21 protein-coding genes are annotated in these 25,396 nt (G+C 73.9%); 16 read left to right on the top strand and 5 right to left on the bottom strand.

The window, feature by feature from the left end; genetic code table 11:
• Positions 1 to 27: 27 nt before the first annotated feature.
• From ACFC0G_RS23755 to ligA, 3 genes are all read right to left on the bottom strand, one after another.
• On the bottom strand, positions 28 to 1,638 hold the full coding sequence (locus tag ACFC0G_RS23755; protein ID WP_376406391.1) for an MFS transporter: 1,611 nt from the start codon (positions 1,636 to 1,638) through the stop codon (positions 28 to 30).
• A 177-nt stretch (positions 1,639 to 1,815) separates the two neighbouring features.
• On the bottom strand, positions 1,816 to 2,463 hold the full coding sequence (locus ACFC0G_RS23760; protein WP_376406393.1) for a TetR/AcrR family transcriptional regulator: 648 nt from the start codon (positions 2,461 to 2,463) through the stop codon (positions 1,816 to 1,818).
• Between the two features lie 160 nt (positions 2,464 to 2,623).
• Positions 2,624 to 4,699 (bottom strand): NAD-dependent DNA ligase LigA, encoded by a 2,076-nt coding sequence (ligA, locus tag ACFC0G_RS23765; RefSeq protein WP_376406395.1) that lies wholly within the window; start codon positions 4,697 to 4,699, stop codon positions 2,624 to 2,626.
• A gap of 269 nt (positions 4,700 to 4,968) precedes the next feature.
• Between ligA and rox the strand changes: the two genes are divergently transcribed.
• From rox to ACFC0G_RS23785, 4 genes are all read left to right on the top strand, one after another.
• Positions 4,969 to 6,396 (top strand): rifampin monooxygenase, encoded by a 1,428-nt coding sequence (gene rox, locus ACFC0G_RS23770; protein ID WP_376406774.1) that lies wholly within the window; start codon positions 4,969 to 4,971, stop codon positions 6,394 to 6,396.
• Positions 6,397 to 6,843: 447 nt separating this feature from the next.
• Complete coding sequence (locus ACFC0G_RS23775; RefSeq protein ID WP_376406397.1) at positions 6,844 to 7,494, top strand: LuxR C-terminal-related transcriptional regulator; 651 nt, start codon at positions 6,844 to 6,846, stop codon at positions 7,492 to 7,494.
• Complete coding sequence (locus ACFC0G_RS23780; protein WP_376406399.1) at positions 7,494 to 8,180, top strand: DUF4255 domain-containing protein; 687 nt, start codon at positions 7,494 to 7,496, stop codon at positions 8,178 to 8,180. Before ACFC0G_RS23775 ends, ACFC0G_RS23780 begins: the two co-directional genes overlap by 1 nt.
• A gap of 4 nt (positions 8,181 to 8,184) precedes the next feature.
• The gene (locus ACFC0G_RS23785; protein ID WP_376406401.1) at positions 8,185 to 10,170 is read left to right on the top strand and encodes an ATP-binding protein; all 1,986 of its coding nucleotides are present in this window, start codon (positions 8,185 to 8,187) and stop codon (positions 10,168 to 10,170) included.
• Between the two features lie 91 nt (positions 10,171 to 10,261).
• Here ACFC0G_RS23785 and ACFC0G_RS23790 read toward each other — a convergent pair whose 3' ends face one another.
• Positions 10,262 to 11,953 carry a peptidoglycan-binding protein gene (locus ACFC0G_RS23790; protein WP_376406403.1) on the bottom strand — a complete coding sequence of 564 codons (1,692 nt, stop codon included), beginning with the start codon at positions 11,951 to 11,953 and terminating at the stop codon, positions 10,262 to 10,264.
• A 291-nt stretch (positions 11,954 to 12,244) separates the two neighbouring features.
• On the opposite strand from ACFC0G_RS23790, the gene ACFC0G_RS23795 reads away from it, so the two are divergent.
• The 12 genes from ACFC0G_RS23795 to ACFC0G_RS23850 all read left to right on the top strand — a co-directional run bounded on the left by ACFC0G_RS23795 (position 12,245) and on the right by ACFC0G_RS23850 (position 25,112).
• Positions 12,245 to 13,825, top strand: coding sequence for a phage tail sheath family protein (locus tag ACFC0G_RS23795; RefSeq protein WP_376406405.1), 1,581 nt, complete (start codon positions 12,245 to 12,247; stop codon positions 13,823 to 13,825).
• Between the two features lie 73 nt (positions 13,826 to 13,898).
• Positions 13,899 to 14,342 (top strand): phage tail protein, encoded by a 444-nt coding sequence (locus tag ACFC0G_RS23800; protein ID WP_024754772.1) that lies wholly within the window; start codon positions 13,899 to 13,901, stop codon positions 14,340 to 14,342.
• The gene (locus tag ACFC0G_RS23805) at positions 14,342 to 14,761 is read left to right on the top strand and encodes a hypothetical protein (RefSeq protein WP_055639579.1); all 420 of its coding nucleotides are present in this window, start codon (positions 14,342 to 14,344) and stop codon (positions 14,759 to 14,761) included. The genes ACFC0G_RS23800 and ACFC0G_RS23805 overlap by 1 nt, the downstream gene beginning before the upstream one ends.
• Positions 14,758 to 14,910: a DUF6760 family protein gene (locus ACFC0G_RS23810; protein WP_376406407.1), complete on the top strand. Its 153-nt coding sequence runs from the start codon at positions 14,758 to 14,760 to the stop codon at positions 14,908 to 14,910. Before ACFC0G_RS23805 ends, ACFC0G_RS23810 begins: the two co-directional genes overlap by 4 nt.
• Before the next feature lie 1,701 nt (positions 14,911 to 16,611).
• Positions 16,612 to 17,805 carry a hypothetical protein gene (locus ACFC0G_RS23815; RefSeq protein ID WP_376406409.1) on the top strand — a complete coding sequence of 398 codons (1,194 nt, stop codon included), beginning with the start codon at positions 16,612 to 16,614 and terminating at the stop codon, positions 17,803 to 17,805.
• A 100-nt stretch (positions 17,806 to 17,905) separates the two neighbouring features.
• Positions 17,906 to 18,343 (top strand): phage tail protein, encoded by a 438-nt coding sequence (locus ACFC0G_RS23820; RefSeq protein ID WP_376406411.1) that lies wholly within the window; start codon positions 17,906 to 17,908, stop codon positions 18,341 to 18,343.
• A gap of 1 nt (position 18,344) precedes the next feature.
• Positions 18,345 to 19,085: a LysM peptidoglycan-binding domain-containing protein gene (locus ACFC0G_RS23825; RefSeq protein WP_376406413.1), complete on the top strand. Its 741-nt coding sequence runs from the start codon at positions 18,345 to 18,347 to the stop codon at positions 19,083 to 19,085.
• Positions 19,082 to 20,896, top strand: coding sequence for a VgrG-related protein (locus ACFC0G_RS23830; protein ID WP_376406415.1), 1,815 nt, complete (start codon positions 19,082 to 19,084; stop codon positions 20,894 to 20,896). The genes ACFC0G_RS23825 and ACFC0G_RS23830 overlap by 4 nt, the downstream gene beginning before the upstream one ends.
• Before the next feature lie 13 nt (positions 20,897 to 20,909).
• Positions 20,910 to 21,308 carry a GPW/gp25 family protein gene (locus ACFC0G_RS23835; protein WP_024759521.1) on the top strand — a complete coding sequence of 133 codons (399 nt, stop codon included), beginning with the start codon at positions 20,910 to 20,912 and terminating at the stop codon, positions 21,306 to 21,308.
• A gap of 11 nt (positions 21,309 to 21,319) precedes the next feature.
• Positions 21,320 to 23,308, top strand: coding sequence for a putative baseplate assembly protein (locus ACFC0G_RS23840; RefSeq protein ID WP_376406418.1), 1,989 nt, complete (start codon positions 21,320 to 21,322; stop codon positions 23,306 to 23,308).
• On the top strand, positions 23,305 to 23,874 hold the full coding sequence (locus ACFC0G_RS23845) for a phage tail protein (RefSeq protein WP_376406420.1): 570 nt from the start codon (positions 23,305 to 23,307) through the stop codon (positions 23,872 to 23,874). The genes ACFC0G_RS23840 and ACFC0G_RS23845 overlap by 4 nt, the downstream gene beginning before the upstream one ends.
• 5 nt (positions 23,875 to 23,879) lie before the next feature.
• Positions 23,880 to 25,112 carry a zinc ribbon domain-containing protein gene (locus ACFC0G_RS23850; RefSeq protein ID WP_376406422.1) on the top strand — a complete coding sequence of 411 codons (1,233 nt, stop codon included), beginning with the start codon at positions 23,880 to 23,882 and terminating at the stop codon, positions 25,110 to 25,112.
• A 62-nt stretch (positions 25,113 to 25,174) separates the two neighbouring features.
• Here ACFC0G_RS23850 and ACFC0G_RS23855 read toward each other — a convergent pair whose 3' ends face one another.
• The gene (locus ACFC0G_RS23855; RefSeq protein ID WP_376406424.1) at positions 25,175 to 25,330 is read right to left on the bottom strand and encodes a hypothetical protein; all 156 of its coding nucleotides are present in this window, start codon (positions 25,328 to 25,330) and stop codon (positions 25,175 to 25,177) included.
• Between the last annotated feature and the right edge of the window lie 66 nt (positions 25,331 to 25,396).

Below are 25,396 nucleotides of genomic sequence, written 5' to 3' on the forward strand. Positions count from 1 at the left end.
GGCCCACGGAGGCGCGGTCTCCCCTCGCTACGCGGCGTCGACCCGCTCGGCGGTGCGCTCCGCCGCCCCGTCCGACGGCAGGTTCCGTGCCGCGCGGCGGCGGCCGGGGAGGACGACGAGGACGATCGCCGTGCCGACGGCCATGATGATCCCGCCGACGAGGCTCGTCGCGGCGACGCCGTGGGCGAAGGACTCGTGGACCGCGCCGACGAGGGCCTGGGCCTGCTGGGGTCCGGCGGCGGGGTCCTGGGCCACCCGTTCGGCGACGGCGAGGCCGGCGCCCACGGAGTCCTGGGCCGTGTGGAGCGCCGCGGCGGGCAGGCGGTTGCCGACCAGGTCGGCCAGTTCGTCCCGGTAGGCCGTACCGAGCAGGGAGCCCAGCACCGCGATGCCGAGGGAACCGCCGAGCTCGAGCGCTGTGTCGTTGGCTCCGCCGCCGACGCCCAGCTCCGACTCGGGGAAGGTGCCCATGATGGTGTCCGTGGCGGGCGAGACGCTCAGGCCGATCGCCAGGCCCAGCATCATCATCGGGGCGAGGAAGTCGCTGTACGTCGAGGCCGTGTCGATCCGGGTGAGCAGGAGGACGGCCGCCGTGCCGATCACCATGCCGGCCACGACCGTGACCTTCATGCCGAGCTTCGGGGTCAGCCGCCCGGTCGCCGCCGCGCCGACGAAGACGGCTCCGGCCAGTGGCAGCAGCCGCACGCCGGTCTCGAGCGCTCCGTAGCCGAGGACGAACTGGAGGAACTGCGTCGCGTAGTAGATCGCGCCGAAGGTTCCGAAGAAGAAGAACAGCACCGCGAGCATGGAGCCGCTGAAGGGGCGCAGCCGGAACTTCCGGACGTCGAGCATGGGGTGCGGGTGCCGCAGCTCCCACCACACGAAGGCCGGCAGGCTCACGCCCGCCACCACGGCGGCGGTGACCGGGCCGGCACCCCAGCCGAAGTGCGGGCCCTCGATGGTCGCGTACACCAGGGCGCCGACGGCGACGATGGACAGCAGGCCGCCCACGTAGTCGATCCGCCCCATGCCCTCGGCCTTCGACGGCGGCACCAGGAACAGCGCGCCGACGACGGCGAGGACCGCGAAGGGGACGTTGATCAGGAACGTGGAGCCCCAGGAGTGGTCCTCCAGGAGCCAGCCGGCGACCAGCGGTCCGACGGCGATGGCGAGGCCCGAGGTGGCGGTCCAGGCCGTGATGGCCCGGGCGCGCTCGTGGCGGGGGAACATCGCGACGAGCAGGGAGAGCGTGGCCGGCATGACGACGGCGGCGCCGATGCCCATGATCGCCCGGGCCAGGATGACGGACGAGGTCTCGTCGACGAGGCTGCCCAGGACGGAGCCGGCCGCGAAGACCACCAGGCCCGTGACGAGGGCGCCCCGGCGGCTGTACTTGTCGCCGATCGCACCGAGCACCAGCATCAGCGCGGCGTACGGGACGGTGTAGCCGTCGATGACCCACTGCAGGTCGCTGCTGCTCAGACCGAGGTCTCGGGTCATGTCCGGCGCCGCCACGATCAGCGACGTGTTCGCCATGACGACGATCAGCAGACTCAGGCACAGGACCAGCAGGGCCCACCAGCGCCGCGCGTACGGCCCGTCCGTCTTCTCGACGGGGGTTTTCAGGAAGGGGGACATGAGGGGGGCTCCTAGCAGGACGAATTACTTGCCCATTGATGTGCAGATTAGATTATTGCCCATCCCTGTGCAAATACTGCGGCTCCCCCGCACATGGCTCTGCCCCGGCGGTGTACGCCGGGGCAGAGAAGAACGGTCGGAGGGCGGGAGGGCCGGTCGTCCGGCGCCTCCCTGGGCTCAATCGGCGGCGGGGGCCTCCGGGAGGACCACCGCGGCGACGTCGTCGACCACGACGCGCGCCTTCGCCTCCGGAACGCCCGCGGCGACGAGTACGGCAACGGCGACCGGGGCCCCGTCGTCCGCGAGCTCGCCGGTGTTGACCGATTCGAGGAGCGCGACCGTCAGGGCCTCCAGCCCGGCGCTCAGCACGGCGGGCGGAAGGTGCGCGGGAAAGACACCGTCCCGCTGGCCCCGCGCCAGGATGCCGGTGGCCTCGGCGCGCGCGGGCGCCAGGATCTCGGCGACCCGCTCGACACCCAGGTCGCGGCGGGCCAGCGCCAGCAGCATCCGGTAGCGGTCCCCCACGGGCCACAACGAGAACACGAAGTGCGCGAGCGCCCGCTCGGCCGGTTCCGCCGGCCGCGCACCCTCGGTCAGCGCGCTCCGCAACGTCTCGGAGGCCTCCTCGGCGAGCGCCTCCAGCAGGGCGTCGCGCCCCGGGAAGTGCCCGAAGAGCGTGCGCCGGACGACACCCGAGGCCCGCGCCAGCTCCTCCAGCGTGATGTCGGGGTTCCGCCCGAGCTCCCGCCGGGCCGTGGCCAGGATGCGCGCCCGGTTGGACCGCGCGTTGCTGCGCAACGGCTGACGGGCGGCGGGCTTGGTCACGTGAACCTCGGTGGATCGCGAACGAAAGGGGACTCATTCTGGCATGCGGGCGCACGGCCCGGCCCGCGCCGACGCTCCGCCGGAGCCGTCGGCGGACGTCGCCGGCGCTGTGGGTGGAAGTCGCCGGCGCTGTCGGCGGACGACGCCGGCGCGCGCCCCGTCAGTCGAGGTAGGCGGCCGTGAGCGCGGCGAAGGCCTCCGGGGTGAGCACCTCCACGCCGAGCTCCTGCGCCTTGACGGCCTTCGAGCTCGGCTTGCCGTTCGCGGCGGGAGCGGCGACCAGGTAGGAGGTCTTGGAGTTGACACCACTGCCGACGCGCCCACCGGCCTTCTCGATCAGCGCGCCCATCTCGGAGCGGCCCCAGCCGTCGAGCGGGCCGGTCATCTTCCCCGTCACGACGACGGTCCTGCCGGTCAGCGGCCCGTCCTCGGCCTGCTCGGAGTCCTCCCGCCGCGGCTCGGTCATGGTGACGCCGGCCGCGATGAGCTTGTCGATCACCGGGGCGAGCGCGGCGACCTGCTCGACGATGACCGGAGCCTTCTCCGGGCCGATGCCCTCGACGTCCTGAAGGACGTCGGCGTCGGCCGCGCGGATGGCCTCCATGGTGCCGAAGTGCTCGGCGATGCGGCGGGACATGCGCCGGCCGGTGCCCGGGATGCCGAGCGCGCAGAAGACGCGACTGAGGGGGCGGGACTTGGCGAGCTCGATCTGCTCGGCGAGCTTCGCGCCGCGCTTGGCACTGCCGGAGGCGGCGGTGAGCCGGTCCTCGGTGAGGATGAACAGGTCGGCGACGTCGTGCACGTCGCCGGAGGCGATCAGCGCGTCGACGTACTTCCTGCCGAGGCCGTCGATGTCGAGGATGTCGCGCCCGGCGACGTACTCGATGAGCGGGGCCAGCGCGCAGGCGGTGCCCTTCGCGCAGCGCCACCGCTCCTGGGTCTTGTCGATGGCGCCACCGCAGTGGGGGCACTCCTCCGGCAGGGGGACCGGGGTGGCGTCCTGCGGGCGGAGCTCGACGACGGCGGCCTCGACGCGCGGGATGATGTCGCCGGCCTTGTGGACCGTGACGGTGTCGCCGATGTGGAGGTCGCGCCGGAGGATGTCGGCGGGGTTGTGCAGGGTCGCGCGGGTGACGGTCGACCCGTCGAGCTCGACCGGGGCGAGGATCGCGGTGGGCGCGAGCACGCCCGTACGGCCCACGTCCCAGATCACGTCCTCCAGGACGGTCTGCCGCTCGACCGCCGGGAGCTTGTAGGCGATGGCCCAGTAGGGGAAGCGGCTGCCGGATCCGACCGCGGCCTGCTCGGCCGCGCTGTCGGCCTTGATGACGACGCCGTCGATGCCGAAGGGCAGGCCCGCGCGCAGCGCCGCGATCGCGTCGACCTTCTCCTGCGCCTCTGCGAGCGTGGCGACCACGTGCAGCCCGGCCGGGTTGTCCGCCGTCGTCCGCACACCGGCGCGCGCCACCGCGGCCAGCGTCTCGGCGTGGGTGGCTCCGGCGGGGAGGAATTCCCCGCCGTCGAGGTCGACCGCGCCGTACGCCCAGAACGTCATGGCGAGCCGGTACGGGCGGTCCTTGGCCCGCAGGGTGCCCGCCGCTCCGTTGCGCGGGTTCGCGAAGACCGCGCCGCCGTGCGCGGTGCGCACCTCGTTGGCGGTCTCGAACTGCTCCTGGGTGAACAGGACCTCGCCGCGGGCCTCGAAGGTGGCGGCGACCGGCAGCTGCTCGGGCAGGCCCGCGATCGTGCCGATGACGTGGCTGACGTCCTCGCCCCGGGCGCCGTCGCCCCGGGTGATGATCTGCACGAGCCGTCCGTCGCGGTAGCGGGCGGCGACGGCCGCGCCGTCCATCTTCGGTTCGACGGTGAACCCGCCCGTCGGCTCGTGGCCGAGCCGGCGCTGGAGCGACGCTCCCCAGGCCGCGAGCTCCTCGGGGGCGAAGACGTTGTCCAGGCTGAGGAGGCGCGTGGTGTGGGCGACGTCGCCGACGGGGGCGGCTCCGTCGGCGACCTGGTCGGTGGGCGAGCCCGGCGCGACGGCGTCGGGGTGCTCCTCCTCCCACGCCTTCACGGCCAGCCGCAGCCGGTCGTACGTGACGTCGTCCATGAGGCTGTAGCCCGCGCCGTAGTACGTGCGGGACGCCTCGCGCAGGCGGTCGACAGCGGCCTCGTACGCGGCACGGTCGGACGTGCTGGACATGCCGGAGAACGCCTCATCGGCGGAAAGGATCGTCATGGGGAACATCCTTGCCCATGCCACTGACAACGGCCGTGACGCGACGACCGCACCCGGCGTCCCGGGTCCGGGACCGGCGACCGGCGACCGGCGACCGGCGACCGGCGACCGGCGACCGGCGACCGGCGACCGGCAACGACGAAGGCGAGGAGTTCACGCACTCCTCGCCTTCCTCAAGGTATAGCCCACAAGGGGACTTGCGGCAAGACCCCGGGTATGACGCAGAATCAGCGATCTCAGCCACGACCTGCGGAAACGGAAGATCATTGATACTCGACGTCATCATCGCCGGCGGCGGACCGACCGGACTCATGCTGGCCGCCGAACTGCGGCTCCACGGTGTACGGGCCGTCGTCCTCGAGAAGTTGACCGAACCGACCCGGCAGCAGCGTGCGCGCGGCATTCACGTGCGGAGCGTCGAGGTAATGGACCAGCGCGGCCTGCTCGACCGGTTCCGGGCGGTCGGCGAGCCGTTCTCGGTCGGCTCCCTGTTCTCCGCCATCGTCAAGCCGTGGCCGGAGCAGGCGGACACCGCGCATCCGTACGGTCTTCTGCTCCCGCAGACCGAGACCGAGCGGCTGCTCACCGAGCACGCCGTCGAGCTCGGCGTGGAGATCCGGCGCGGCTGCGAACTCGTCGGTCTTGAGCAGGACGTGGACGGGGTGACCGCCGAGCTCGCCGACGGGACCCGGCTGCGGGCCCGCTACCTCGTCGGCTGCGACGGCGGCCGCAGCGCGGTGCGCAAGCTGCTCGGCGTCGGCTTCCCCGGTGAACCCGCGCAGAACGAGACGCTGCTCGGCGAGATGGAGCTCGCCGAGGACCCCGAGACGGTGGCCTCGGTGACGGCGGACGTCCGCAGGACCGTCGTGCGGTTCGGCACCATCCCCAACGGGGACGGGACGTACCGCGTCATCGTGCCCGCCGCGGACGTGAGCGAGGACCGCCCGGCCACGCCGACCCTGGAGGAGTTCAAGGAGCGGCTCCGGGAGGTCGCCGGCACCGACTTCGGCGCGCACTCGCCGCACTGGCTCTCCCGGTTCGGCGACGCCAGCCGTCTGGCGGAGCGCTACCGGGTCGGCCGGGTGCTCCTGGCCGGCGACGCGGCGCACATCCACCCGCCGACCGGCGGGCAGGGCCTCAACCTCGGCGTGCAGGACGCGTTCAACCTCGGCTGGAAGCTGGCCGCCGAGGTGAACGGCTGGGCGCCGGACGGCCTGTTGGACAGCTACCACGCCGAGCGTCACCCGGAGGGCGACCGCGTCCTGACCAGCACCCTCGCGCAGGGCGTGCTCCTGGAGGACGGGCCCGGCCCGAAGGCCCTGCGCGAACTGTTCTCGAAGCTCCTGGACTTCGAGGAGGCCAACCGGTACGTGACCGAGGAGATCACCGCGATCGGGGTCCGCTACGACCTCGGCGAGGGCCACGAGCTGCTCGGCCTGCGGATGCGGGACCTGACGCTGAAGCAGGGGCGCCTGTACGAGCTGATGCGCGGTGGCCGCGGGCTGCTGCTCGACCGGACCGGCAGCCTCTCGGCGGAGGGTTGGGCGGACCGGGTCGACCACGTCGTCGACGCCGCCGAGGAACTCGACGTACCCGCCGTGCTGCTGCGGCCGGACGGGCACGTGGCATGGGTCGGTGACGACCAGGACGAACTGCTCGTCCACCTGGCGAAGTGGTTCGGCACCGCCGCCGGTTGACCGGATCGGCTGCGGCCCGGGGAGCGGGCCGCAGCCGTCGTCGTACGGCTCCGGGCGACGAACGGCGAGAGGCGAGAGGCGAGCGACGAACGGCGAACGGCGAACGGCGAACAGCGAACGGCGAACAGCGAACGGCCGGCGGCGAGCGGCGACGCGGGCCGCGCCCCTCACGTGACGCGAGCCACACGGCAGATGGGATGGCAGGCCCCGGGACGGTGGGTCGGATGAACGGCAGCGGAACGTTAGCGCGACGTGAGCACCACTGAGGAAGCTGGGAGGGACCACGGTGGCCGGTGAGCCGGCCGCGGACCAGCAGAACACAGGGGGCCCCACCATGCGCGCCGACCAGCGGCCGCCAGAGACCGGCATGCCCGTTTTAACCGCCGAGCCCGGGTGCCCGACCACACCCGGACCCTCGTGTCGCGCGGGAAAGGGCAGGTAGCCGGAGTGCTCACACAGCGGGTGACGGTGACCGTCCACGCATCCGATCCGCTCAGCAGGGCCGGGCTCATCAGCCACCTGCGGCACCAGCCGACCGTCGACTTCGTCCCCGAGCAGGACGACGGGTGCCGGGACTCCCCGGCGGTGGCCGTGATGCTCGCCGACCGGATCGACGAACCCACGACGGCCGAACTGCGGCGCCTCCTGCGCGGCAGGGACCAGCGTGTCGTCCTCGTCGCCCGGGAGCTGCGCGAACCCGACCTGCTCGCGGTGGTCGAGTACGGGGTGCGCGCCATCATCTGGCGGCACCAGGCCACCGAACAGCGCCTGCTGAGCGCCGTGCACAGCGCCGCCCGCGGCGAGGGCGAGCTGCCGCCGGACCTGGTGAGCCGCCTCCTGAACCAGGTGGGGCGGCTGCAGAGGGCGACGACGGCGGGGACGACCACCGGCGGGGCGGTGCCGCTCTTCGGGATGGCGCCGCGCGAGGTGGACGTGCTGCGGCTGCTCGCCGAGGGCCTGGACACCCGGCAGATCAGCGAGAAGCTCGCCTACTCCGAGCGCACCGTCAAGAACATCCTGCACGCGCTGATGACGCGTCTCCAGCTCACCAACCGGGCGCATGCCGTCGCGTACGCGCTCCGCGAAGGCTACATCTGATGATCCATGAGATCGACGAGGCGCTGCGCCGGCTGCTCGCGCCCGCCGTCACCGGCGACATCGCCTTCGACGCGCCGACCCGCGACTGGGCGGCGCGCCGTAACTCCCCCACCCTGAACGCCTATCTGTACGACATCCGGGAGGACGTGGCCCGGCGGGAGCGCGGTGCCTACGCCGAGCGGGACGCCAACGGGATCGTGACGCGCAGGCGTCAGCCGCCGCGGTGGTTCCGGCTCTCGTACCTGGTGACCGCCTGGACGGCCCGGCCGGAGGACGAACACCGGCTGCTCTCGGGCGCGCTGGCGCTGCTGCTCCCGCACGAGGTGCTGACCGGCGACGCGGTGCCGGAGTCGGTCCGGCCGATCACCGAGTCCCTTCCGCTCTCCGTCGCGGTGCCGCCGGCGGAGTCGCGGTCGCTGGCGGACATCTGGTCGGCGCTCGGCGGCGAGCTCAAGCCTTCCCTGGACGTCGTGGTCAGCACGCCGTTCCCGGTCACCCCCGTGTACGAGGTGGCGCCGCCGGTCACCGAGGGCGCGGAGCTCGTCGTGCGCGGGATCGACGGCGTGCCCGGAGACTCGCGGCCCCGGATGATGCGGCGCTCGGTGACGATGAGCACCACGAGCACCACGAACGGGACGACCGGCACGACCGGGACGACCGGCACGAAGAACGCGGGCGGGCGGTGACGGCGTGCTGGATCTGATCGCCGCGCTGCGTGCGCGCGTCGCCGCGCTCGTGGACGCCCGCGGCGCCGGAGACCCCACGGCGGGCGATCCGCTGCGCGGCCTCTACGTCACCGAGGAGACGGCCCGCCGGATCGCGGCGGAGCCGGTGCGCGCGGCGGGGCACGACGACGCCGTCCCGCTGCCGGACACCGACGGTTCGTCCCGACTCGCCCTGCTCGCCCGGACCTTCGGCCTGTCGGCGCTCGACGCGCACATCCTCGTCGCGGCCCTCGCGCCCGATGTGGACCGGGGCTTCGAGGCACTGTACGGGTACCTCAACGACGACGTCGGCCGGCGCCGCGCCACCGTGGCGCTCGCCCTCGACCTCGCCGGCACCGGTCCCCTCGACCCGGCAGCGCGCGACCGCTTCCACTCGGCGGCTCCCCTGCTCTCCGGCGGGTTGCTGATCGTCGAGGACGAGGACCGGCCACTGCCGGGACGGGCACTGCGCGTGCCGGAGCGGCTGGTCGCGCACCTGCTGGGTGACGACAGCCGCCTCGACGCGGAACTGCTCGGCAGAGGTGTGGAGTTGCTGCCGCCGACCGAGACGGGCCAGGCCCCGGCGGCGACGGCGGCCGGGACGCTCGGTGCCCGCGTCGCGGCCGCCGGGCCCGTGACCGTACACCTGCGGGAGCGCGTCCCCGGTGCCGCCACCGATTCCGTCGTGGCCGCGCTGCGCGAGGCCGGGCGGCCCGTACTGCGATACCGGCCGGAGTCCGTCGACGCCGTGGCGGCGCGCGCGCTCCTCCGCGAGGCGCGGCTGCGTGGCGCCGCCGTGGTCGTCGAGCCGCTGCCGCCGCAACCCGCTCCGCTCGTACGGGCGTTGGCCTCGTCCGGGGCGACGGTGGTCCTCGCGGGCACCGACGCGCCCGACCCGAGGTGGGCGCCGGACGCGGAGCTGCTCGCGCTCGACGCCCCGGGCGTGACACCGGGGTCCGGCGACCTCTGGCACCGGGAACTGGGGGTGCTGGAGGGGGACTTCGATCTGGACGAGGCCACCGCGCCGTACCGCCTCAGCGGCGACCAGGTCCGCCGGGCGGCCCGCTCGGCGCGGGCCCTCGCGGCGTTCGAGGGAACCACGCCGACCCTCGCGCAGGTGCAGCGCAGTGCCCGGCTCGTCTCCGCGCCGCTCCTCGACAGCCATGCGCGGCGGATCCGGCCCGCCGTCGGCTTCGCCGACATCGTCCTGCCCGAGGACCCGCTGGGCATGCTGCACGAGCTGACGGGGCGGGCCCGCAACCGGGAGCGCGTGCTCGGCGAGTGGCGGCTCCGCACCGGCGGCGGGCGCGGTCGCGGTGTCGTCGCGCTGTTCGCCGGCGAGTCGGGCACCGGAAAGACGCTGGGCGCCGAGGTGGTCGCGGGCGAACTGGGCCTGGACCTCTATGTGGTGGACCTCTCGTCGGTGGTCGACAAGTACGTCGGCGAGACGGAGAAGAACCTGGAGCGGATCTTCGTCGAGGTGGACCGCACCGACTGCGTGCTGCTCTTCGACGAGGCCGACGCGGTCTTCGGGAAGCGGTCGGAGGTGAAGAGCTCGCACGACCGGTACGCCAATCTGGAGAGCGCGTATCTGCTCCAGCGGCTGGAGTCCTTCGCCGGGATCGCGGTGCTCACCACCAACCTCCGGGCCAACATCGACGAGGCGTTCACCCGCCGGCTCGACCTGGTAGTGGAGTTCCCGTTCCCGGACGCCGAGCAGCGGGTCGCGCTCTGGCACTCCTGCCTGGCGGGCACGCCGAAGGCCGACGGCCTGGGCGAGGAGATCGCGCGCTGCGCGGCGCAGTTCGAGCTCGCGGGCGGCGCGATCCGGTCGGCGGCGGTGACGGCCGGCTATCTGGCGGCGGCGCGCGGCACGGCGGTGACCGGTGCGGACGTACGGGCCGGGGCGCGGCGCGAGTACGAGAAGGCGGGGCGGCTCGTGCTCGACGCGGGCATGCCCTGGGCACCGTAGGAACATCAGGGGGGCGTGCCCCCTGAGACCTCGACGAGGGGGCCACCCGTGCGGGTGGCCCCCTCGTCCGTTCACGTCCTGGCCGGTCGGCTCAGCGCTTCACGCTGCCGCCGACCATCTTCTTGAGTGTGTTGCCGTCGACGGTGCCCGTGGCCGGGAGTCCGACGGCCGACTGGTACTGCTTGATGTGGTCGGTGACCTGGGTGCTGTACTTGCTGGTCTTGTCCCGCTTCCAGCGGAAGTGGTCGATGCCGTACTGGGCGTTGGTGCGCGCCACGACCATGTCGCCGGAATCGAAGCCGCGGTTGATCGCCCACCAGAAGGCCGCCATCAGCTGCGTGGTCTGCCAGGTGGTGGTGCCGGGCTTCACCGAGTCGACGGTGATCCCCTGGGCCCACAGAGAGGTGAGCGTGGCCCGGCCCAGCTCGCCCGCCGTGTCGGTGTGGAAGATCGCGGCGGAGTTCTTCCCCTTGTTCTCCCCCTCCGACACGACGAGGTTCTGGTAGCAGATCAGGGAGGCGCGGGTCCGCGTGTCGATCACTCCCCTGGTCCAGCCCGGCTTGAGGTCGCAGGCGTTGTCGAGGGAGGCCAGCCGCTCCTGGGCGAACTCGACGACGAGCTCCGGTGCGTCGCCCATGCGCCACGGGGGTTGGTTCCTCACCGGGGCGGGCGGGGGCGTGGTCTGCTTGTTCCCGCCGGTGGTCGGTGCCGGTGCGGTGGTCTCACCGCCGTCGTCCTGCACGGGCTGGGTCGACGTGCCTTCGCGGGGCAGGGCCTCGGTCGTGTCACCGCCCGAATTGCCGCCGGCCCCACCGCCTCCGCCGCCGTTCCCGCCGTCTCCGCCGCCCCCGCCGTCGCCCTGTTCGAGGGGCGGCGGTGCCGCCCCGTCGGTGGGGGGCGGGGCGCCGCCGGAATCGTCCCCGCCGGGCGGCGGCGCTGCCGCGTCGCTGGGCGGCGGGGGCGCTTCGGGCAGCGTGTCCCCACTGCCCTGCGGCGCGGGTCGGGGCGCGTTCGTCGCCCGGATCTCCTTGGCCGCGCTGACGATCTTCGGCGAGAAGTTGAACCAGAGCACGACGAAGGCGATCACGGCGGTCAGGAGGAGTCCGCCCACCACCACGAGCCAGTTCCCGAGGACGGGCCGCTGGTCGAACGTGGCGTCGAGGTCGAGGGCGGTGTCGTCGCCGGCCCGCCGCACGGCCACGGTGAAGCGGTGCGACTCCTCGGCACCGGTCCACCGCACCGACTGCGGCCGCACCACGAGTTCGCCGAACGCGGCGCGGCCCGGGGCGATCTGCACGGCGTTGGGCCGTACGTCGAAGGTGAGGCGGTTCGCCTCGTCGCGCGCCACGAGGGACGCGGTCAACGGGGTGTTGCCGAGGTTGTCCACCGCGATCCGGGCCCGGCCGCGGAAGCGGCCTATGAGCGCGGGCGGCAGCAGTTCGGCGCGCGTCTCGGTGAAGGGCGTGACGGTCAGCCGGCCCTCCAGCACGTCCCGGGCACCGGTGTTCTCCCGGGGGTCGACACGGATGCCGTACGCGACGGGTCCGGCCTCCACGTCCGACGAGCGGGGCGGGGCGAACGAGATCTCGGCGGTCCCCTCGCTGCCCGGGTAGAGGCGGAGGACGTCCGGCTCCACCCGGGACCAGCCCGAGGGTTTGCCGACGATCGAAAGCCGGTACTCCTCGACGGTGTCCCCGGTGTTGCGTACCCGCAGGCGGGCGGAGGTCCGGGCCCCTGGCTCGACGGTCACATCGGCCGGGTCCAGAGAGGTCCACATGGTCATGGGCGAAGGCTAGGGGGGAGAGCGGGGTGCGCGGCTGCCCGAACGACCCTGTTCGCGGGCAGGATGCGGTGCCCCCGACGCCCCCTGTGGCGACCCGTCGGGCACGGGACTTTCGGGCAGGTCCTCCTGCCCTCGCGCCCGCCCGTTCACTCCTCCCGCGAGGGACGGGTTCGGAGGAGAGTCGGTCGTGTCGGAGCGCCGCGACGACGCCGATGCCGACGCCGCGGCCGTGAACCGCCGTGTCTCCGCGGTCACCGGCCGACAGACCCCACCACCGAGGAGCAACCGAGCGTGCCCACCTACCTGTCCCCCGGCGTCTACGTCGAGGAAGTCGCCAGCGGCTCCCGTCCCATCGAGGGCGTCGGGACGTCCGTCGCCGCGTTCGTCGGCCTTTCGCCCGTCGGGCCGCTGAACGAGCCGGTGCTCGTCACCAACTGGTCGCAGTACGTGGCCTCGTTCGGCGACTTCACGGACGGGTACTACCTCGCCCACTCCGTCTACGGGTTCTTCAACAACGGCGGCACGGCGGCATACGTCGTGCGCGTCGGCGGCGGGGACGCGCTGGGCGCCACGCAGGCCATCGGGTCCGCCGAGCCGGCCGTGCCGCAGCTCGTCGCCGGTGAGGCCGTCGCGCTCGGCGCGTTCCGGGTCGCCGCGATCGCCGCCGGATCGGAGGCGGGCGGGTCGCTCACCGTCGAGGTGCAGGACGTCGAGGGCGACGCCGAGCGTTTCAAGCTGGTCGTCAAGGACGGCGAGAAGGTCGTCGAGAGCTTCGACGCCTCCGCCAAGAAGAGCGCCCGCAACTACGTCGTGGCGCAGGTCAAGCAGCGCTCCAAGACCATCCTCCTGGAGGAGGCCGCGGCCGGCGGGCAGCTCGCCAGGCCCGAGGCGCAGGCCGTGACCCTCGCCCCGCCCGCGCAGGTGCCCGCACCGGTCGCGGCGCGGGCCGGCGCGTCCGCCGCGCTGGAGTCCGGGCAGTTCATCGGCGACTCCGCCGACCGCACCGGCTTCGGCGGCCTGGAGGCGTACGACGAGATCAACATGGTCGCCGTGCCCGACCTGATGGCCGCCTATCAGCAGGGGCTCATCGACCTGGAGCAGGTCAAGGCCGTCCAGCTCGGTCTCATCGCGCACTGCGAGCTCATGGGCGACCGGATGGCGATCCTCGACCCGCCGCCCGCCCTCAACGCCCGCGACATCCGCACCTGGCGTCAGGAGACGGCCGGTTACGACTCCCGGTACGCGGCCCTCTACTACCCGTGGATCAAGTCGTTCGACCCGGCCACCGGCCAGACCCGCACGGTTCCGCCGTCCGGCCACATGGCCGGCGTCTGGGCCCGGAACGACTCCGAGCGCGGTGTCCACAAGGCCCCCGCCAACGAGATCGTGCGCGGCGCCGTCGACCTGGAGCTCCAGATCACGCGCGGCGAGCAGGACCTGCTCAACCCGATCGGCGTGAACTGCATCCGTGCGTTCCCGGGCCGCGGCATCCGGGTGTGGGGCGCGCGGACCCTGGCCTCCGACCCGGCCTGGCGCTACCTGAACGTCCGCCGTTACTTCAACTACCTCGAGGAGTCCATCCTCGTCGGTACGCAGTGGGTCGTCTTCGAGCCCAACGACCAGTCGCTGTGGGCGCGGATCCGCCGCAACATCTCGGCCTTCCTCGTCAACGAGTGGCGTCAGGGCGCCCTGTTCGGCCAGCGCGCCGAGGACGCCTTCTACGTGAAGTGCGACGCCGAGACGAACCCGCCGGAGTCGGTCGACCTCGGCCGCGTGGTCTGCGAGATCGGCATCGCCCCGGTGAAGCCCGCCGAGTTCGTGGTCTTCCGCCTCGCGCAGTTCCAGGGCGGTGGCGGCGACCTGGAGGAGTAGACCTCCCCCGCCGCGCCACCGCACCGCCCCTCCCTCACGCCAGCACCCGCCCCACGAACAGGAGTGATCCCCCATGTCTCTCGACACCGGTGACGCCCTCACTACCCACAATTTCGGCCTGCAGATCGACGGCGTCATGGTCGAGACCCTGCAGGAGATCAGCGGCCTCTCGATGGAGCAGGACGTCATCGAGTTCCAGCAGGTCTCGGCCGACGGCAAGCCGATGATCAAGAAGCTCCCCGGCGTGAAGAAGGCCGGTGAGTGCACGGTGACCCGCGGCGCGACCCAGTCCGCCGCCTTCACCGAGTGGATCGCGTCCTCCATCGCCGGCGACATGGGTGCGGCCCGCAAGGACGCGTCCATCATCTTCCTCGACTACCAGCTCAGCGAGGTGAAGCGCTACAACCTGCGCAACGCCTGGTGCACCAAGGTGGAGTTGAGCGCGACCAAGGCCGGCGACGCCGCCGCCCTGACCGAGCAGGTCACCATCACCTTCGAAGAGCTGACCCTCGGCTAATGCGACGCGAAGGATCGGCGGGTACGCAGCAGCACCGCCAACAGGAGCCCCTCCGCACGGAGTTCGAGTTCGAGCTGCCGCGCGGGTTCGTCGACGAGGCGGGCACCGTGCACCGCAACGGGGCGATGCGGCTGGCCACGGCGAGGGACGAGCTGCTCCCGCTGCGGGACATCCGGGTCCGTGAGAACCCGGCGTACCTGTCCGTGGTGCTGCTCGGCCGGGTGATCACCCGGCTGGGCACGCTCCCGTCGGTCCACGACGGGACGGTGGAGAACATGTTCGCCTCCGACCTGGCGTTCCTCCAGGACTTCTACCGGCAGATCAACGCGGAGGGCCACACGCGGGCCGCCGTCGCCTGCCCGCACTGCGAGGAGTCCTTCGAGGTCGAGCTGGCCGGGAGCCGCCTGGGGGAATCGTGACGTACGCGGTCGACCGGATCGAGGAGGAGACCGCGTACCTCGCCTTCCACTTCCACTGGGGCATGGACGACATCCTCGACCTGGAGCACGCGGACCGGCGGAGGTACGTGGCGCAGGTGGCCTCGCTGGTGGAGCGGGCGCAGGCGTAAGGACAGGACAGGGAAGGGAGGTCGGGGACGATGGGCATGTTCGAGAAGTGGCGGGCGCGGAAGTCGCCCGGGGCGGAGGCCGGTGCCTCCGAGGAGAGCTCGGCGTCCGTGGCACGTGCCACGGCGCCCGGGGACGCGTGGCGGGCACTGCCGCCCGTGCAGCGGGTCCTCGACGCTCCGCGCACCGTCGCGGAGTACGGCTTCGCCGCGTCGCTCGCGACGCATTGGAACCCCTCCTTCCAGACCGACCTCGGCCACGGCGCGGTCCCGGACGCGCCCGGCGGCCTGCTCCTGGACGCGGTCCGGCCCGTACGGCAGCCGGCGCCCGGCCCGGAGGGGGCGGAGCCGCCGGAACTCCCGGGGCTGCGACTCCCGGTGGCGGGAACGGCTTCGGGTGCGGGCCCGGCTTCGACCTCGGCTACGGCTACGCGTTCGGGATCGGTCTCGGCACAGCGTTCGTCTTCGGCTTCGGGACCGGGCTCGGCACCACGTTCGGCACCGCGTTCGGCTCCGAGTGGGGAACGTGACGCGCGGACCGGTGGCGCCACGCCGGCGGCCGTCCAGCGCGCCACCGCCCCGTCGGGCGTACGGAAGGACACGGGGACGAGTCGTCGTCCGGTACGGGACGAAGCTGCGGCCCCTCCGGTGCGCGGGGCGAGCGCGCCGCGCGCGGCCGGGCCGACCGACCCGGCCCGCCAGGTGTCACCGTCCGCGCCCGTCGCTCCGCCCTCTCCTCCGACCGCCCCGGTGTCCCGAGCGGTTCCCCCGGCGATTCAGCGGGCCGCCGCGCCCACAAGCGGCCCGGTCCGGACTCCTGAAGCGCGTGCCGTGGCCAAGCCCGTCACAGCGCCCGACGCGCCCGTCGGTCACACTGAGCGCGCCTCCCGTGTGGGGACGCCGACGGTCGCGGCGCCCTCGCGCCCCGCCCCCGTACGCCCCGCACCCGTCCGGCGCTCGCCGCTGGTCTCCGCCCGGCCCGTGCAGCCGCTCCGTCAGCTGGCCCCGGCCGGTACCGCGCGGCCCGGTGGCACGGCCGCACCGGGCACGGCTCCCGTCCAGCGGGCGGCGGCACCGTCGCGTACGCCCGAGGGCGGACCGACCACCCCGGCCGCAGTGCCGCCCACCCCTGCTTCCCCCACCGTCGCACCGGGGCCCTCGGCCCCCGTGCGGCCCCAGAACGTCCCGGGCTCCGCTCCCCCCGCGGGGCCCGGGACACCCTCCACTGCGGGCGACACGTCTGCTCCTCCCGTGCAGCGGCGTCCGCCCGTACGTCGTTCACGTCGCGCGCCCGGTGCCGACTGGAACACCACGGCGTCCACCCCGCCGGCGACCCCCGTGACTCCGGTACCCCCGGCGGCGCCGGCGCCCGCCGCCGTGCCCGTACGCCCGGTCACCCCGGCACCCACTCCCGCGCCCGTACGTCCGGCGCCCCCCGTGACGCCGGGGACCCCGGCTCCTTCCGTACGCCCGGCCGCCGAGGCGCCCTCGGCGAAGCCGGCGACCCGTCCGGGTCCGGCCGCCGTGACACCTCCGGCCCGGCCTGGTCTCGGCGCACCCGTACAGCGCTCCACCCCCGACGCACCCGCGTCGCGTACGAGCCCCGCACCGCGCAGGTCCCCGATCGGAGCGCCGATCACGCGGCCGTCCGCGAGCCCGGAACCCTCGCTCCCGTCCGACACCGCGTCAGCGTCGGTCCAGCGGATGGCAGCACCCCAGCCGCCCGCTCCCGGCACCCCGCGCACCCCGGGAACACCGCCCTCCAACGCTCAGAGCGCCCCCGGGAAGCCCCGCGCCACCGGCACCACGCCGAGCCCGGCGCCGCACCCGGCCAAGCCGGGTACCTCGGCGACCCCTCCGACGACGCCGAAGGCCCCCGCCGCCGCGAGCCCTGCCCAGCCCGCCGTCACCGCGCCCGTACCCCCCGTCGTGCAGCGCGCCGCCGCCACGCCTCGTCCTCAGGTCCCGGCCACATCTCCGGCTCCCCCGACGGTCGCGAGCCTTCCGACCGGTCCGCGCACCCAGGTCGCACCGACTCCCGCCTCGGCCACCCCCGCACCGCCCACAGCGCCGACGGCAGCTCCCGGACCGGCACCGACCAGGCCCACCGCGCCCGGAGTCATCCCCGCGCCCGTCCCCCTGGTCACCGTCGCCGACGTCCCCCGGGCCAAGGCGCCCGCCGTGCAGCGCCGGTCCGCACGTCCGCTCGCCTCGACGCGGCCGCTCGCCCCGAGCCTCCCCGGCCCCACGACCGGCCCCATGAGCTCCCCCCGGAACCCCCAGACCTCCGCGAGCCCCACCGTGCGCACCGCGCCCGGCCAGCGCGCGCCCGCGCCCCTCGCCGCGCCCGGCAGCCCCGCCGCACCCGTACCCGCACCCGTCGTACCCGTCGTTCCCCTCGTCACGTCGGCGCCCGCGCCCGCCGTCCAGCGCAGTGCCGCCGCGACTCCCGTCGCCGGCACTCGCCCCGTCGTCCCGATCGGCACGCCCGCGCCGGCGCGGCCCGTCGCCCGACCGGTGTCCGTCCAGCGTCAGAGCGTTCCCGCGACCGCGCCGACCAGCCCGACCGCCGCCACTCCCGCGACACCCGCTCCCCAGGCCGTGCCCCAACCCGCACAGCCCGCGCAACCTGCCCCACCGGCACAAGCCCCACCGGCCCCCCGCGCCACCACGGTCACCCGTACCGCGAGCCCGGGGACGCCTTCCGTGCAGCGCAGCAGCACCAGCCCGGCCACCACCACCCCGGCCGCCGCCGCCCCACTCCCCACCGACGCCGAATCCCCGACCCACCTCGACGAGTTGGCGCGTCGGCTCGTCACCCCGCTCTCCCGTCTCCTGCGCGCCGAGCTCCGCGCGGACCGCGAGCGGGTGGGCCGGCTCCGGGACCACGGTCGCTGACCGGATCCCACCGGAGTTCGCCCCGGGCCATCGCCGGCATCCGTCCGGCACCGCCCGGGCCCCGCCCGACACCGACCGACTAACCGAGAGACCCGCCACCATGCCCACGCAGCTGGACCCCGCATCCACCGTCTTCTTCAAGCTCACCATCGACGGCGAGGACCTCGGCCTGTTCAACGGCTGCGACGGCCTCTCCTCCGAGGTGGAGGTGGAGCAGCGGCAGGAGGGCGGCATCAACGGCTTCGTCTGGCAGCTCCCCACCCGCGTCACCTTCTCCACCATCCGCCTCACCCGCCCCCTCACCCCCGACACCGCCAAGGTCGCCGCCTGGATCTCGTCCCTGGCCACCGGCATCACCCGCCCGACCGCGCAGATCGCCGCGCTGCGCGCCGACGGGTCGATCGTCGCCCAGTGGGGTCTCGTCGAGGTGCTGCCGGTCCGCTGGACCGGTCCGACGCTCGATCCGGCGAGCCCGGCCGTCGCCACCGAGACCCTGGAGATCGCGCACCACGGGTTCACCGACGCGGGAGGTGCCTGAGATGGCCGGCATCCTGGGCGCCCTGGCCGCGCGCGGACTCTCGCGCGCCTCGCTCGCCATCCATCAGCCGCCCACCGATCTCGGCGGGTCCATCGGCGGCAGGCTGGGCGAGGTGAAGTTCCAGTTCAACCCGGACCAGCTCCAGTTGAGCCGGTCCGCGCACTGGCACACCGAGCCGGCCGTCGCGTACACGCGGGGCGCGCCGCCGAAGTTCACCGGCAGCGAGCCGGCCAAGCTCCAGTTGGACGTCTTCCTGGACCGCTCCGGCGACCCGACCTCCAACGACGTGCAGCAGCAGGTGGAACTGCTGCTGTCCTGCTGCGAGGTGACGCAGCAGTCGATCAGCGCGAAGGCGCCGTCGCCGCCGTGGGTGAAGTTCTCCTGGGGGTCGTTCTCGACGGTGCGGTTCGTCGCGTACGTCACCTCCGTCTCGGCGACGTACACCCTCTTCAGCCCCAGCGGCATTCCGATCCGCGCCACCTGTTCGCTCTCCCTCACCGAGGTGTCGACCGCCACCAAGGGGCAGAACCCGACCTCGGGCGCGCTCTCTGCGCGGCGCGTGCACCGCACGGTCGCCGGGGACTCCCTGGCCTCCCTCGCCTGGCGGGAGTACGGGGACGCGACCCGCTGGCGGGTCATCGCCGAGGCGAACGGCATCGACGACCCGATGCGGCTGCGCCCCGGCACGGAACTGCTGCTCCCGTCCACCACCGAAACGCCGGAGACCGAGGGCACCTCATGAGCGAGAAGACCTTCACCACCGTCCTGCACGTGCAGCTCGACGGCACACCGCTCCCGGACCCGCTCGCGGTCCGGCTCACCGAGGGCTGGGTGGATGCCAGTGTCAACGTCCCCTCCGCCTTCCAGCTGACGTTCAGCGACAAGGACGGCACTCTCACCGCGAAGTTCCCCTATCTGAAGGTCGGGGCCATGGCGGTGCTGTCCCCGTTCACCGACGGCCGGCTGGGCGAGCCGATGCTCACCGGTGAGGTCACCGCCGTCGAGGTGGACGCGGCGCCGGGCCACGGGCGTTACCTGATCGTGCGCGGGTACGACCCCGGTCACCGCCTTCTGCGCAGCCGGCGCGTCGAGGGCTACCCGAACATGACCGCCTCGGACATCGTCCGGAAGCTCGCGTCCCTGAACCGGATCCCGCTCGGCAAGGTCGACGCCACACCGACGGTGTACGAGCTGGCGACCCAGCCCAACATCACCGACTGGGACTTCCTGTCCCGGCTCGCGCGCGAGAACGACGTCCGGCTGTCCCTCGACCCGGCGGGCCGGCTCGTGTTCGCCGCGCTGCCCCCGGCCTCCTCCGCGCCGGCCGACACCACGCCGGCCGCGCAGAGTCCGTACGTCCTGGACTTCGGCTCCAACACCCTGCACAGCCGGGTGTCGGTGACGGCCGCGGGGCAGGTCGGCAAGGTCGACGTGCGCGGCTGGGACCCCCGCACGAAGCAGGCGCTGTCCTCGCCGACGCCCGCCGTGGCGAGCCGGGACATCGTGTCCGACATCACCCCGGCGCAGCTCTCGGCGCCCTTCGGTCCGGCGGAACTCGCCGCGACCGGCACGCCGTTCACGACGCAGTCGGAGGTGGCGCAGGCCGCCGCCGCGCTCGCGGACGACGTCACCGGGTCGTTCGCGGAGGTGGAGGTCTCCGTCACCGGCAATCCGGCGCTGAAGCCGGGGCAGCCGGTGGCCGTGAAGGGCGCGGGTTTCCCCTTCGAGGGGCGCTACACGGCGACGGGGGTGCGTCATGTCTTCGCCTCGGGGCGGCAGTTCACCACGTGGCTGACCGTGTCCGGGCGGCAGTTCCGTTCGCTGTACGGGACGGCATCCGGCGGCGGCGAGCCGGCGCCGCCCATGCCGGGCGTGGCGGTGGCGCTGGTCACGAACACGAAGGACCCGCTGTCGCTGGGCCGGGTCAGGCTGCGGTTCCCGTGGCTGTCGGCGACGTACGAGAGCGGCTGGTGCCGGGTCGCGCAGCTCGGCGGGCGCGGGGGCGGCGGTCTCGTCCTCCCCGAGGTGGACGACGAGGTCCTGTGCGCCTTCGACCGGGGGTCGCTGGAGCATCCCTACGTCCTGGCGGGGCTGTACAACGGCGTCGACCGGCACACCCCGGCCACCGACCGCGTACCGCCGGTGGATCCGACGAGCGGGCGGGTGCAGTGGCGGGCGATGACGTCCCGTACCGGTCACACGGTGGAGCTGCGCGAGGAGGGCGGCCGGACGCGTGCCTCGCACGGCATCCGGCTGCGCACCGCGAAGGGGGGACTGAGCGTCGAGCTGAACGAGGCCCGGACGACCCTGACCATCGACAGCGACGGGACGGTCACGATCTCCGGGGCCCGGGGGGTGACGGTCGAGTCGGGGACCGATCTGACGCTCTCGGCGAAGGGGCGCATCCAGCTGAACGCGGGGCTCGGCGTGGACATCAAGGCCGGGGCGAAGTTCAAGGTCTCGGCCCTGACCCAGGCCGTCGTCAACGCACCCGCCTTCATCACCTCGACCGTGCCGATGCCCAACCCCATCGCGGCGAACCTGCCCTTCTGAGGAGGACCGACCCATGAGCGAACACTTCGTCGGCGCGGGCTGGGCGTTCCCGCTGCGCACCGGTCCGAGCGGCTCGATCGCTCTCGTCCGGCGCGACCGCGAGATCGAGGAGTCGATGCGCCTGGTGCTCGCCACGGCGCCGGGCGAGCGTCCGATGCGGCCCGAATTCGGCTGCGCGGTGCACGAGTTGGTGTTCTCTCCGGTCAACGACGCGACGATGGGCCGGGTCCGGTACGAGGTGATGTCCTCGCTCGACCGCTGGGAGCCGCGCATCGAGGTGGAGGACGTCACGGTCGCCCCGGCGCCCACGGACCCGACCACGCTGTACATCGACGTCCGTTACCGGGTGCGCGGCGCCAACAACCCGCGCAATCTCGTCTTCCCCTTCTACGTCATCCCCTCCGAGGACTGAAAGAGCCACCCATGGCCCTGCCCGCACCCCATCTCGACGACCGGCGTTTCCAGCAGTTCGTCGACGACGCCAAGCGCTACATCCAGCAGGCGTGCCCCGAGTGGACCGACCACAACGTCTCGGACCCTGGCGTCACGCTGGTGGAGGCCGTCGCGCACATGGCGGACCAGCTCGTCTACCGTCTCAACCGGGTTCCGGAGAAGAACCATCTGGCCTTCCTCGACCTGCTGGGCGTGACGCTCTTCCCGCCGTCCGCCGCCCGTGCCGACATCACGTTCCGGCTGTCGGCGCCGCAGCCCGAGCCGGTGCTGCTGCCCGCCGGCACGGAGGTCTCCACCGGGCGTACGGAGACGGAGGAGGCCGTCGTCTTCGCGACGAGCGCCGATCTGACCGTCGTGCCCTGCGAGTTGACGCACCTCCTGCGGCAGGAGGCGGGGGGCACGCCCGAGGACCGTTCGCAGGACCTCCGGGGCGGTGAGGACGTCCCCGCGTTCTCGCCGCTGCCGCGCGTCGGCGACCTGCTGCTCCTCGGGCTTTCGGCGGCCGTGCCGGACTGTGTGCTCGTCCTCGACCTGGACAGCCGCGTCGACGGCGTCGGCGTGGACCCGCGCCGGCCGCCGCTCGTGTGGGAGGCGTGGACGGCGGCCGAGGGCTGGACCGTGTGCGAGGTCGACGAGGACTCCACGGGCGGGCTGAACCGGCCGGGCGAGGTGGTGCTGCACATGCCGTCGGGGCACGCGGTGTCGCGGCTCGGCGGGCATGCGGCAGGCTGGGTGCGCTGTCGTGTCGTGGACCCCGTCGAGGGTCTGCCGTCCTACAGCGAGTCGCCGACGGTACGGGCGGCGGGCGCGTTCACCATCGGCGGCACCGTCCGCGCGGCGCACGCCGAGACGGTGCGGAGCGAGCAGTTGGGCGCGTCCGAGGGCGTCCCGGGGCAGCGGGTGCGGCTCGCGCACGCGCCGGTCGTGGACCGGCCTCCGCTGCTCCTCCAGGTCGCCGAGCGGGCGGGCGGCGACGTGGACGAGGAGGATCCCGAGGGCGGCTGGCAGGAGTGGACCGTGGTCCGCGACTTCGCCTCCTCGCGCCCCGGCGACCGGCACTGCACGCTGGACGCGACGACCGGCGAGATCGCCTTCGGCCCGTGCGTGCGCCAACCGGACGGCACGCTGCGGCAGTTCGGGGCCGTGCCGCCGAAGGGCGCGGCGATCCGCGCCGCCCGGTACGGCACCGGGGGCGGCCGGGCGGGCAATGTGGCCCGCTCCACGATCACGGTGCTCCGCAGCTCCATCCCGTACATCGCGCGGGTGGAGAACCGCGAGGCGGCGCGGGGCGGGGTCGACGGGGAGACCGTCGAGGAGGCCAAGGCCCGCGCGCCCATCACCCTGCGGGCGCAGGAGCGGGCCGTCACCGCCCGCGACTACGAGGAGCTGGCGCGGCGGGCCGCGCCCGAGGCCGCGCGGATCGCCTGTCTGGCGGCGGACGCGGCCGAGGCCGGCGACAACGCGGTCCGGGTCCTGGTGGTGCCGCAGGCGGTGCCGGACCGGGGCGGGCGGCTGCGGTTCGAGCAGCTCGTGCCGGGCGACGAGCTCCTTTCGCGGGTGACCGGATTCCTCGACGAGCGGCGCCCGCTGGGCACCCGGCTCGCCGTGGGGCCGCCGTTCTACCAGGGGGTGACGGTGGTGGCGACGCTGCACTCGTTCCGGGCGGCGGAGGCGGAGCGCGTACGGGCCGAGGCGCTGGACATGCTGTACGCGTACCTGGACCCGCTGACGGGCGGGGCGCACGGCGAGGGCTGGCCGTTCGGGCGCCCGCTGCGGGCGGGAGAGGTCTTCGCGGCGCTCCAGCGGGTGCCGGGCGTGGAGCTGGTGGACGAGGTCCTGCTGCATCCGGCGGATCCGCTGACGGGACGGCGGGGTGACACGACGGACCGGATCGAGCTGTCGCCCTCGGCGCTGCTCTTCCCGTTCGACCACCGCGTGCGTGTGATCGAGGCGCGGTGAGCGGGTCCGCGCGGGGTACGGTGCCCGGGCTCGCGACCCCGTACCCGCTGGGGGCGGCGCTGCCCGCCGTCTACGCCGAGGACGATTTCGGGCAGCGGTTCGTGGCCGGCCTGGACGTGGTCCTCGCTCCGCTGTTCACCGTCCTGGACTCGCTGGAGGCGTACTTCTCGCCCGCGCTGGCCCCCGCCGACTTCGTGGACTACCTCGCGACCTGGGTCGGCGCGGAGCTGGACGGCACCGAGCCGCTTCCGCTGCGCCGCCACGCGGTCGCCTCCGCGGTGGCGCTGCACCGGGTCCGCGGCACCCGGCAGGGTCTCGCGGCGGCGGTCCGGCTCGCCTTCGGCGTCCCGCCGGAGATCACCGAGAGCGGTGGTGCGAGCTGGTCGGGCCGCCCGCTCGGCCCGTTCCCCGGGGCGCCCGTGGCCGGGCTGCACGTCGTCCTCCGGGTCGCCGACCCGGCCGCCGTCGATCCGCACCGGCTGCGCGCGGTCGTGGGCGCGGCCCGCCCCGCGCACCTGCCGTTCACGGTCTCGGTGACCACTTCCCGTACTTCCGAAGGAGCCTGACCCCCATGAGTGACGCGTCCCTGTCCCGCCCCTGCCCGGACTGCGCGAGCCCGGTCCGCGCAGCGGACCAGTCGTTCTGCGACAGCTGCGGGGCGTTCCTCCGCTGGGACGCCCCGGCGGCGACAGCCCCCGTCGGCGCTTCCGCCGGTGCTTCCGCCGCGGCGCCGGACGCCGCCGCCCCGGACCGGGAGGAGCCGGCGCCCGCCGCGGCCGGACCGGATCCGGAGGCGCCGGACGTCCGGGAAGGCGCGCCCGCCGCCGGATCCGAGGAGGTCACGGCCCCGCTGCCCGCCGTGGACCCGTCCCGCGAGGCGCCCGTGTCCGCGACCGCGTCGGCACCCGAGCCCGCGCCTGTGCCCGCCGCCGTGTCCGAGGCGAGGCCGGTGTCCGAGGGGGCTTCGGACACGGTCGCACGCTCCCTCCTCGTCCCCGTCCCGGGGAGCCGGCCCGCGGAGCCGGCCGTCGCCGCTCCCGTGCTTCCGGCACGCCCGGAGGCGGCGCGGCCCGCGACCAGGTCCGCCGCGGCGCCCGCCCCCGTCGAGGGCGGCACCCCGTGCCCGGCCTGCCGGCTCGCGAACACTCCGGGCCGGCACTTCTGCCGGTACTGCGCGACGCCCATGGTCCCCGAGCGGCTGTCCACGGCCGAGGGCCCGTACGCGGGCCGGCGTCCCGGGCTCACCCGCGACCGGGGCCGCTGGATCGTCCGCGCCCTGATCGCGACGGCGGTCGTGGCGGTCGTCGTCGGCGGGTTCGTCGGCGGCCCGCCGGCCGCCCGCGCGGTCCAGGACCACTTCGCCACGCGCGTCCCGGTCCATCCCGTCAACTGGGCGGCCTCCCATTCCGCGCCGAAGCAGGACCCGAAGCTGGCGGGCGACGGGTACTCCAACACCTGGTGGGGCACGGGTTACGCGGGTGACTCGGCGGGCCAGTACCTGGAGGCCGTCTTCGCCGAGCCGACCGATCTGCTGAGCGTCCTGATCACCCCGGGAAGCGCGAAGAACACGACGCAGGCGGACGGGCAGGCGACCCCGCGCACCTTCGAGCTCGTGGTCAAGGACGCCTCGGGCGAGACGCGCGTCTCGCAGCACCTCATCAACGACGGCGGCACCCAGCGCGTCGACCTGCGGGTGCGTGACGCGCTGTCGGTGCGCCTCGTCCTCCGCACGGCGTGGCGGGCCGACCCGCGCAAGCAGGTGGCCATCGCGGAGCTGGAGTTCTTCGGCAGGTCCGTGTCCTGACGCCGGTTCGCCGGCCGTCGGGACGGGTCACCCGCTGCTCCTCGAAGCAGCGTGCCGGCGGCTCAGATCAGGCGGTGCAGCAGGTCCCAGAGCCAGTTCATCAGCACCACGATCAGGACCACGATGCCGATGACCACCACGGTGACCCAGGAGCAACTGCCCCCGGCTTCCACGTTGCTGTCGTCTCTTCCGCCCAGCTCACCGTCGAACAGATCCACGGCCGTCGCCCCCCGCGCTCACTCGTGGAGCCCCCCGGGCTCCGTCGGAGTACTGTCGCACGCCCC

It is taken from the genome of Streptomyces sp. NPDC056169, from assembly GCF_042268445.1.
In the GTDB taxonomy this organism is placed as follows: Bacteria; Actinomycetota; Actinomycetes; order Streptomycetales; family Streptomycetaceae; genus Streptomyces.

Bases quoted from the DNA above. Each gene is read 5' to 3' on its own strand.
- ACFC0G_RS23755 (WP_376406391.1), bottom strand. From the start codon at position 1,638: ATGTCCCCCTTCCTGAAAACCCCCGTCGAGAAGACGGACGGGCCGTAC.
- ligA (WP_376406395.1), bottom strand. From the start codon at position 4,699: ATGACGATCCTTTCCGCCGATGAGGCGTTCTCCGGCATGTCCAGCACG.
- ACFC0G_RS23780 (WP_376406399.1), top strand. From the start codon at position 7,494: ATGATCCATGAGATCGACGAGGCGCTGCGCCGGCTGCTCGCGCCCGCC.
- ACFC0G_RS23790 (WP_376406403.1), bottom strand. From the start codon at position 11,953: ATGACCATGTGGACCTCTCTGGACCCGGCCGATGTGACCGTCGAGCCA.
- ACFC0G_RS23800 (WP_024754772.1), top strand. From the start codon at position 13,899: ATGTCTCTCGACACCGGTGACGCCCTCACTACCCACAATTTCGGCCTG.
- ACFC0G_RS23805 (WP_055639579.1), top strand. From the start codon at position 14,342: ATGCGACGCGAAGGATCGGCGGGTACGCAGCAGCACCGCCAACAGGAG.
- ACFC0G_RS23815 (WP_376406409.1), top strand. From the start codon at position 16,612: ATGGCAGCACCCCAGCCGCCCGCTCCCGGCACCCCGCGCACCCCGGGA.
- ACFC0G_RS23820 (WP_376406411.1), top strand. From the start codon at position 17,906: ATGCCCACGCAGCTGGACCCCGCATCCACCGTCTTCTTCAAGCTCACC.
- ACFC0G_RS23825 (WP_376406413.1), top strand. From the start codon at position 18,345: ATGGCCGGCATCCTGGGCGCCCTGGCCGCGCGCGGACTCTCGCGCGCC.
- ACFC0G_RS23830 (WP_376406415.1), top strand. From the start codon at position 19,082: ATGAGCGAGAAGACCTTCACCACCGTCCTGCACGTGCAGCTCGACGGC.
- ACFC0G_RS23835 (WP_024759521.1), top strand. From the start codon at position 20,910: ATGAGCGAACACTTCGTCGGCGCGGGCTGGGCGTTCCCGCTGCGCACC.
- ACFC0G_RS23840 (WP_376406418.1), top strand. From the start codon at position 21,320: ATGGCCCTGCCCGCACCCCATCTCGACGACCGGCGTTTCCAGCAGTTC.
- ACFC0G_RS23850 (WP_376406422.1), top strand. From the start codon at position 23,880: ATGAGTGACGCGTCCCTGTCCCGCCCCTGCCCGGACTGCGCGAGCCCG.